Source organism: Acinetobacter lactucae, assembly GCF_001605885.1.
In the GTDB taxonomy this organism is placed as follows: Bacteria; Pseudomonadota; Gammaproteobacteria; order Pseudomonadales; family Moraxellaceae; genus Acinetobacter; species Acinetobacter lactucae.
The window spans coordinates 1-8,437 of the sequence record NZ_LRPE01000026.1; the positions used below are offsets into that span (position 1 = coordinate 1).

8 protein-coding genes and 1 tRNA gene are annotated in these 8,437 nt (G+C 33.0%); 6 read left to right on the top strand and 3 right to left on the bottom strand.

From position 1 onward, the window contains the following. Nucleotides 1-75: 75 nt before the first annotated feature. Entirely contained in the window at nucleotides 76-255 is a 180-nt protein-coding gene (locus AWW73_RS19095) for a hypothetical protein (protein WP_031948130.1), read from the top strand. A gap of 53 nt (nucleotides 256-308) precedes the next feature. Here AWW73_RS19095 and AWW73_RS11235 read toward each other — a convergent pair whose 3' ends face one another. Next, nucleotides 309-1,160: a LysR family transcriptional regulator gene (locus tag AWW73_RS11235; protein WP_062849674.1), complete on the bottom strand. Its 852-nt coding sequence runs from the start codon at nucleotides 1,158-1,160 to the stop codon at nucleotides 309-311. Between the two features lie 93 nt (nucleotides 1,161-1,253). Here AWW73_RS11235 and AWW73_RS11240 point away from each other — a divergent pair, with 93 nt between their 5' ends. From AWW73_RS11240 to AWW73_RS11250, 3 genes are all read left to right on the top strand, one after another. Next, nucleotides 1,254-2,183 carry a DMT family transporter gene (locus tag AWW73_RS11240; protein WP_031948112.1) on the top strand — a complete coding sequence of 310 codons (930 nt, stop codon included), beginning with the start codon at nucleotides 1,254-1,256 and terminating at the stop codon, nucleotides 2,181-2,183. Between the two features lie 243 nt (nucleotides 2,184-2,426). Beyond that, nucleotides 2,427-2,891, top strand: coding sequence for a hypothetical protein (locus AWW73_RS11245; RefSeq protein WP_016145042.1), 465 nt, complete (start codon nucleotides 2,427-2,429; stop codon nucleotides 2,889-2,891). 237 nt (nucleotides 2,892-3,128) lie between these two features. Then, nucleotides 3,129-4,544, top strand: a complete 1,416-nt coding sequence (locus AWW73_RS11250; RefSeq protein WP_062849675.1) for a purine-cytosine permease family protein — start codon at nucleotides 3,129-3,131, stop codon at nucleotides 4,542-4,544. A gap of 60 nt (nucleotides 4,545-4,604) precedes the next feature. Here the strand turns inward: AWW73_RS11250 and AWW73_RS11255 are convergent, their stop codons facing one another. Further along, nucleotides 4,605-5,042: a PACE efflux transporter gene (locus AWW73_RS11255; RefSeq protein WP_062849676.1), complete on the bottom strand. Its 438-nt coding sequence runs from the start codon at nucleotides 5,040-5,042 to the stop codon at nucleotides 4,605-4,607. 89 nt (nucleotides 5,043-5,131) lie between these two features. Here AWW73_RS11255 and AWW73_RS11260 point away from each other — a divergent pair, with 89 nt between their 5' ends. Beyond that, complete coding sequence (locus AWW73_RS11260; protein ID WP_062849677.1) at nucleotides 5,132-6,016, top strand: LysR family transcriptional regulator; 885 nt, start codon at nucleotides 5,132-5,134, stop codon at nucleotides 6,014-6,016. Between the two features lie 1,134 nt (nucleotides 6,017-7,150). Continuing rightward, nucleotides 7,151-7,227: transfer RNA gene (locus AWW73_RS11265), tRNA-Ile, on the top strand. A gap of 179 nt (nucleotides 7,228-7,406) precedes the next feature. Here AWW73_RS11265 and AWW73_RS11270 read toward each other — a convergent pair. After that, nucleotides 7,407-8,270 carry an iron-containing redox enzyme family protein gene (locus tag AWW73_RS11270; RefSeq protein WP_057106076.1) on the bottom strand — a complete coding sequence of 288 codons (864 nt, stop codon included), beginning with the start codon at nucleotides 8,268-8,270 and terminating at the stop codon, nucleotides 7,407-7,409. Nucleotides 8,271-8,437: the final 167 nt, after the last annotated feature.

Below are 8,437 nucleotides of genomic sequence, written 5' to 3' on the forward strand. Positions count from 1 at the left end.
AAAAAAAAACATAAATAAATTTAGAAATCCCCTTCAATTACAAACAATATTCTTAGGCTTTTGTCAGAACGTAACATGCTCATTTTTTGGAAAATATTATGTATTGTTTTACTAAGTCTAGGAGCTACAAGTATTGGTTACGCGATCAGTAAAATTGATCTTTTTCTTTTCCTCATAGGTTTACTTTTATTGATATCTTTTATTTTAGCTTTAAAACAAGCACGCGAAGATGCAGGCTTTTTTTCTGATAATTAGATGAAACCACTGTGATATAGCTATCTATATGCAATTTGTTTATTAAAGAAAATTTATATTTTAAAAGGTTCAAAGCAGCTTACTAGAAAATCCAATACGACTCGTATAGCTGGACTATGTCTTAAATCTTCGTGTGTGACTAACCAGATTTCAGCACTCATTGGATAATCATCTTGTAATCTAACCAGGTTGCTAAAAGCTCCTAAAAAATCAGGTAAGACCGCTAACCCAACTTCTCCACATGCAGCTCTCCATTGCAACTCAGGATGGTTAGTAATCATTATTGGTTCTTTATGGTTTAATCTTTCTTTTAGCTTCTGCTGTTTTTGTCCATGTACTCCTCCTACATCTACACTAATCCATTCGTAATTTTCAGGTTCTGTTGAAGCCAAATAATTTAGACCCGCATATATTCCAAAAGGAATTTCACCTACTTTTCGAGCAACTAAATTTTCATCTTCAGGACGTCCAAACCTTACTGCAATATCAGCCTCACTATGCTGCAAAGAAACATAATGAACATCGCCAAGCACCCGCAATTTTAATTGCGGATAATCACGATAAAACTTATCTAGGTAAGGCATAATGAGATGTGCCGCAGTTAAAGGAGGCATGCTAATAGAAACACTTCCCATGACTTCCTGCTGACCCGCCTGAATTAAACGTTCGATCGAAAAAGTTTCTTCCATCATCCGTGCAACCACCTGTGCAAGACGTTCCCCGTCAGGAGTTAGAATGTAGGTGCGTGGTCTACGGTCAACTAATTTAAGTTTTAAATTTTGTTCTAGCTGAGCAATTCTTCTGGATACAGTTGCATGGTCTACGCCCAATTTCCGAGCAGCCGCAGACAGTGACTTTTCTTCGGTAAAAACTGAAAAGTAATGCAAATTTTCCCAATCAATCATTGTGCAAATTTTCACATTAGAAGTGTATTAATATGGAATTGTACACCTTTATATATTTACCGAGAATAAACCTTTCTTAATTGGAGTCTGTCCATGAACAGAACGGTGGCTTATGCCTATGCTGGTGTTGTCTTAACCATGTTTTTTTGGGGATCAGCATTTAATGCAATGTCTTATATTATTCAACATATGCCCCCGTTATCTGCAGCATCTGAACGGTTTTCGATTGCAAGTCTAAGTTTGCTTATAATTTTCTCAATAACGGGGCAGCTTAGATGGACAGCCTTAAAACAGAATCTAATTATCTATCTTATTATTGGTATTATCGGAATTGCAGGCTTCAACATAGGCTGTTTTTACGGGCTACAAACAACATCAGCTGTTAATGGTGCTTTGATTATGGCAACCACCCCATTAATGACCCTGTTAATGACAATTATTTTAGATGGTGAAAAACTTACCACTAATAAATTCTTAGGTGTTTTATTCGGCTTAAGTGGCGTGTTACTGGTGATTAGTCAGGGACATATAACGACTTTACTTCACCTAAAAATAGACATTGGAGATCTATTTATATTATTGGGTGCATTTGGATTCTGCCTAGCAAATGTGCTGTCTCGTCGTTATGTAAAAAATGCTACCCCATTAGAAACAACAACTTTTTCTATGATATTTGGGGCAATAACACTGGGTTTATTGAGTGTAATATTTGAAGATCCTCACTCAGCCATCGCATCTGCACCAGTAAATGCACATTTAGCGATGGGATATGTCGTGATCTGCTCTACCATGATTGCTTATTTATTCTGGTTTAATGGCATACAAAAGTTAGGTGCTGGCCGTGCTTCTGTCTTTTTTAACTTTGTCCCTGTGTTTAGTATGATAATTGCTCTACTTACTGGACATACGCTCAATATCTGGCAATTGATAGGAACAGCTCTAGTGATGCTTGGTGTGATGAGTAGTGGTGGTCTTTTAAAAATTAAAAGTACTCCACTTATGGCAAAACATTGTACAAAATAAGAAATATGCTGCTACATTAAAAATTCATCATTCATATGTAGCGGCATTTTCAAATATAAAATAAACATTATCTAACTATAATCTCTTTAAGTTCTTATATTTTCAAAATATATTCTTATATTTGTTATGGCTTATACAAAAGCTCATCTTAATTATTCCGTTGTAACAAATACTGTATGTTTCTTTAAAACTTAATAAAAGATTGCCATATATAGTTTTAAAACAACCAAAGGAGATATTAAAATGAAGCTGGATTTTACAACAATTGAAAAGCAAGCAAAATTGCTCCAAGAAGAGCAAGAAAAGATCGAGCAGCGTGATCATGAGTTTCAAATTGCTCTAGATAAGCACAGAGAATCTCTAAAGAATTTATTTAAAGATCTTTTCTCAGACCAAGAAATTAAGACAGAAAATGGAGGACACTTTTGTGTAACCTTCGGAGATTTCAAAATTTCTTTACTCATTGAAACTGCTAAATTTGAAAATGGTGTTCCTGTAAAATTAAACTCCGTAAATCCTGTTATTATTAAATGCAAGAAAGATAAGCCAATTGCAAAAGCACAGTTCACAGATGCAACACAATATCTAGATAACCATTTAGACACACCAAATTATCAGTATTATTTTAAGCAAGAAGATAAGACCCAACTGGTACAATTTTCTGAACTTCCGTCTTATTTCCAACTTGTTTTAGACGCAAATGCATAAAACAGAGCCCTCAGCAGAGGGCTTTTTTCATATATTATTCTTTCATCACTTAACTTAAAAAAATCAGTCAAATACTTTTTCTTTTTATCTATGAATTATTTACCTAAACTTTAACATCCCATACTTCAAAAAATATTTGATTCTTATTAAAATTACTTGTATATACATGTTTATATTTGATTATACAAATATGGATAAATAAGAATAGGATGGCTCTTAAAGCATAAGGAGAGTGAAATGGACTCATCGTCTGGGAAACCTAATAGTAGTTTTATAGAAAACCGAAGCATTGATTTTATTCCTGAAAATGAAAGACACGGAGGTGTGTTTGCTCAATTCACCTTATGGTTTGGTGCCAATTTACAAATCACAGCCATTGTGACTGGTGCACTAGCCGTTGTGTTAGGTGGTGATGTTTTTTGGTCTATTATTGGTTTATTCGTAGGACAATGTTTTGGTGCTGCCGTCATGGCACTACATGCTGCCCAAGGCCCTAAACTTGGCCTCCCTCAAATGATTTCAAGCCGTGTGCAATTTGGGGTTTATGGCGCGTGTATTCCAATCATACTCGTTTGCCTCATGTATATTGGCTTTACCGCAACTGGAGAAGTATTAGCCGGTAAAGCAATTGCACATTTAGCACATGTCAGTAATACAACTGGTATCTTAATTTATGCAAGTTTAATCATTTTATTCGCAACAATTGGATATCGTTTAATTCACTTAGTAGGAAAAGTAGCCAGTATTATTGGTCTGATTGCTTTTGTGATTATTTTGACTCAGATCTTCGCACTTTCTGATTTTTCTGAACTCTTAGCAGTACGTCATTTCAGCTGGTCTTCATTCTTGTTAGCTGTTTCACTTTCTGCTTCTTGGCAAATCTCTTTCGGTCCCTATGTTGCAGACTATTCTCGATATCTTCCAACTAAGACATCTTCATCTCGTGTTTTTTGGGCTGTCGGCTTAGGTTCTTTAATTGGCTCACAAATTTCTATGAGCTTAGGTGTTTTAATTGCTCAGGTTGCAAACGGCAATTTTGTCGGAAATGAAATTCAATATGTCGTTGGTATGAATCCAATTGCCCTCGTCGTGACGTTTTTATATTTTAGTATTGCTTTTGGGAAAGTCACTCTGACGACTTTAAACGCCTATGGTAGTTTTATGTGCATTGCTACGATTTGGAATAGTTTCAAATCGACTCATCAAATCTCAAAAATAACAAGATTACTCATTGTTCTTGCTATGGTTGTAGTCTCGACCTTTATTGCAATTATAGGTGAACATACTTTTTTAAGCGCCTTTAAAGCTTTTATTTTGTTTTTACTAACCTTTTTTATCCCGTGGAGTGCCATTAATCTTGTTGATTACTACTTTATCTCTAAAGAAGAATGTGACGTAGATGCACTCTATGATCCAAATGGGAAGTATGGCCGCTGGAATCGCATTGGGATTACCTGTTACTTTCTAGGTATTTTGATTCAACTACCATTTATTGATAGTAAATTTTATACGGGACAAATTGCAGCAATGTTAGGTGGAATCGATTTGTCGTGGCTTGTAGGTCTTATCTCTACTGCATTGATTTACTACATTTTCGCCAAGAAAGCTCAAATCAAGTTTTCAAAACAGTTAGTCATTGATCAAATCAAATAATGCCCCGAGATAAGCTATCAATGTCAAATCCTTTGATAGCTTATCGTTATGATTTAATGACTATTCTTGTAGTGCTTTGGCCTGTGCCGAAATAGGCAAACCAAATAACTTATCAAAACTCCAATTAAATATAAAAGTATAGATAGGAATAATGATAATAAAGGCTACATCTAACCAGAAAGCTTCAATCAGAGAAATATCCATCCACCATGAAATAAGAGGTATCAAAAATAGAACTAAAGTAAGTTGAAAACCAATAGCATGCCCTACTCTACGTTTAACGGTACGGATATGACTGCTTTGTCTAGCTTCCCACTTCTCATATAAAATATTGTAGATAAAATTCCAAGTCACAGCGATGGTCGTAATCATGACAGAGAGTGGTCCTGTATGTTCAACACTATCACCTGCCAAAATCGCTAACCCTACTGATGAAATAATCATTCCGATTATTTCGTAAGAAGATACATATACAATTCGACGCTTTATACCTTGCATAATCAACAAACTCTGCTTAATTCTTTATATTTTAATTTCAGTCAAAATCATATATAAAGTTAATAGCTTTCAGTTCAACTGATATCAAAATGAATTTTAATAGTGAAAATATTGAACTTTTCATAACTGTACTCGATACAGGCTCTTTCTCTGCGGCCGCTCGTAAATTAAATCGCGTCCCTTCAGCAGTAAGTATGGCAGTTGCTAATTTAGAAGCAGAATTGGGTTACACCTTATTTGAAAGGACTCCTCGCAAGGTCATTCCAACCGCTACAGCATTAGCCTTGGAACCTCAAGCAAGAATTATTTCTGAACAACTTAAGCTATTTAGTACTCATGCTCACGAACTGTCTTTAGGACTTGAAAGTAAATTGCGGATTGGTGTGGTCTCAGACGTAAATACAAAATTATTATTTTATTCAATAAAAAAATTAGCCGATAAATTTCCCTTACTGAATATAGAAGTTATTACTGCTCCTCAAGATGACATCGTTAATTTACTTTATACGGAGCAAATTATTCTTTGCTTAGCGGGTTCAGACCTTAATATAAAAATGCGAGAGAACTTACAATTGGTAATGACTGAAACAGTTGTTGCTACTATCTCTTCTAACCATACCTTCCTACAAGAAAAAACAAAACAATTTTCTATTGAAGAATTAATTAATATTAGACAAATTGTTGTGGCGAGTAGTGAACATGAAATGACAGATCCCCGTTCAATTATTGGTGCAATGTACTGGAAAACGAATAGTCTACAAACAGCAATTAATATGGTTGAAGCAGGTCTTGGTTGGGGGAATTTTCCTTTATCTTTAGTACAAGAAAAAATTGATCAAGGTCACTTAGTGCTTTTAGATTTTAAAAATACAAAAAATCATTTACCCCTATCTATTTATTTAATTTGGCTCCAAGACCGCCCTTTACCTAAAGCAGCTCGAGAGCTAATTCAAATTATTCAAGAAAATTTATAATTTTTTATATGCTATTTTTGAAAATCTATAAATACCTTTTATAATTTCAATTATAGTTAAATTGAATTTTTTAAAGCTTGAGTTTATTACTCTGTGCTATATCTATCAATATTACTAAAAGCAAAAAGCCTACTCAAAAAGTAGGCTTCTTACTGTATTTCAGGATTAAGCAATAATATTTATTAGGTAAAAAATACACTTATACTTTATTAAAACCAAGTGTTTTAGTCAAGAATAAAATTCATAAGATACAAATATTTGTATTGTTGTGAAGACAATCACACTTTAAGTTTCGCATAAAAAATACATACTTCCTTCTCATCCTTACGCTTTCTCTTTTGAGTAAAATACGACAAATAAATTAAATATAAATAGTATATTTTAACTTTAATTAAATTTATCTCCCAATATTAGAGATTATTTCACTCATTACTTTCTTATTTCATCATTTTTACAGTCCCACTCTAAATTTTCTTATTCAATCCAATAAAATTTCATATTATTTTATTCTATAGCCTAAATATTATATTTAGTTTAAATAAGTACAAGGACATTACTTAAATCCTTCTGATTAAGTAGAGTATTAATTTTCTATAAATTTATAATAATCAAATTAATATATTAATAAATTAATCATTACAGATAGTATTTTTCAATAAATATGATTTTATAACAACGCCCTACTCTATATCTTAAATTAATCAAAATTTAAACACTTATAGATCAATTTTATACTTTATTTCTCCATATTTCTTTATATTTATCATCAGGTATTTTTGCTAAATATTCTAGCGCAATACTATTCATTGCAATCTAATAGCTTATAAAACGATCACTCTTTAAACAAAAGATATTTTATATACGTTAATGATGCAAACTTTAAGAATAATGAAATCAGTTCCAAGGTAAACTGCTGGAATAAGTTCTAATTGATCGATAAATAACTAAGTTTGCTTTACTCATGGAGTAAACATAAGCTAGAATCGCTTTCACTTGTAATATTAACCAATATGACACAATATTTTTTAGGTTTACTATGCGTCTACTTTAGAAAATGACTTGTGTTTAATTAAAAAATTGATTAGTATTGCACGCACTGAAAGGCCTTGAGATTAAAAGCTTTTCTGACTTATAGGGCCTATAGCTCAGTTGGTTAGAGCAGCGGACTCATAATCCGTTGGTCCACAGTTCAAGTCTGTGTGGGCCCACCAAATACGAACCCCATAAACTAAAAGTTTATGGGGTTTTTTAATGGTTATTTAAATAGAATTCATTTCACCGTTATAAACAATATTCAAAACTTAATTATTAAATTGTAAAGTTTATTTTATCTTAAAATTTTAACTATTTTAAAAGATGTTTTTTAAACTCAATATTTCGATTTGTAGTTTTAAGCTAAGATCTTCTTCCGCATAAGTTCTGTATGCTCTAATTGGGTATCCCAAAACTTTTCCCATAAATCACAATACTCTAAGCATAACTTTTCGATATAGTGGTAATCTTCTTCTGTACAAGCTTGCATCAAGACATACCATAAATCTTCTTCATGATCATCATCTGCGGCTTCGGCGCTTTCATCCTCAGAGATACCATGTACATGATAATAGCCACCACCTTCCACATCCAAACCTACTGCTTTGGTCGCTCTCCGTAACGGTGGGCTATAAAGAATAACCTCCTCCTCCGCAACTGCTAATAATGCTGAAACCGCTTTATAATCATCATAAGCATTTTCTAAAAATACTCTAACCTGCTCTGCAATTTCTGTGGGTTGATATGTCAAACGATCGTGTTCGGTAATACCGAAATCGTTCAATATATCTTCAAATAGAGGATAATGAGCATATTCAGGATTTCCCTGATAGTAACCATCTTTATCTAACCCTGGACGAAATCCAAACTCATCAAAAATATTTAAACTCAAAAGAAAGCGTGGATACATTTTTGCACCTGCATGTAATCTTGGCTCTAATTGTTTTGTTTGGAATTGAGCCATGAGCAATGCATCGGTGAATGTTTGAACAATTGCATGACGATACTCTAAATGAATTTTCTTTAAATCTTCTTTATTAATTTCTCCATTATTTAAAGTATCAATTGCAGAATGATGTGATACAGGATGCTCAGCAATTTTCGCTCTTAATCGGGTCAAAAAGTTTGAATTTTTTTCCCATAATTCGGCTGAAATGCTTTGCTTCATCCCTGCGAGTGCTTTCTTTCTAGGATTATTAAAATTCTCAAATTTCTTAGGCATATCTGCTCTCATTAAACTTATTGAAGCCTGATCGATGTTTACATATTTTTTATAAAAACAATGACTTAAATTAATATTTAAACATACTCCATTATGAATTAATATTAGAATTAAAATCATGCGAAATCAAATAGAAAATTTCAAAAAAAACCAAATAAATGATAATC

Bases quoted from the DNA above. Each gene is read 5' to 3' on its own strand.
- AWW73_RS11250 (WP_062849675.1), top strand. From the start codon at position 3,129: ATGGACTCATCGTCTGGGAAACCTAATAGTAGTTTTATAGAAAACCGA.
- AWW73_RS11260 (WP_062849677.1), top strand. From the start codon at position 5,132: ATGAATTTTAATAGTGAAAATATTGAACTTTTCATAACTGTACTCGAT.
- AWW73_RS11270 (WP_057106076.1), bottom strand. From the start codon at position 8,270: ATGCCTAAGAAATTTGAGAATTTTAATAATCCTAGAAAGAAAGCACTC.
- AWW73_RS19095 (WP_031948130.1), top strand. From the start codon at position 76: ATGCTCATTTTTTGGAAAATATTATGTATTGTTTTACTAAGTCTAGGA.
- AWW73_RS11235 (WP_062849674.1), bottom strand. From the start codon at position 1,160: ATGATTGATTGGGAAAATTTGCATTACTTTTCAGTTTTTACCGAAGAA.
- AWW73_RS11255 (WP_062849676.1), bottom strand. From the start codon at position 5,042: ATGCAAGGTATAAAGCGTCGAATTGTATATGTATCTTCTTACGAAATA.
- AWW73_RS11245 (WP_016145042.1), top strand. From the start codon at position 2,427: ATGAAGCTGGATTTTACAACAATTGAAAAGCAAGCAAAATTGCTCCAA.
- AWW73_RS11240 (WP_031948112.1), top strand. From the start codon at position 1,254: ATGAACAGAACGGTGGCTTATGCCTATGCTGGTGTTGTCTTAACCATG.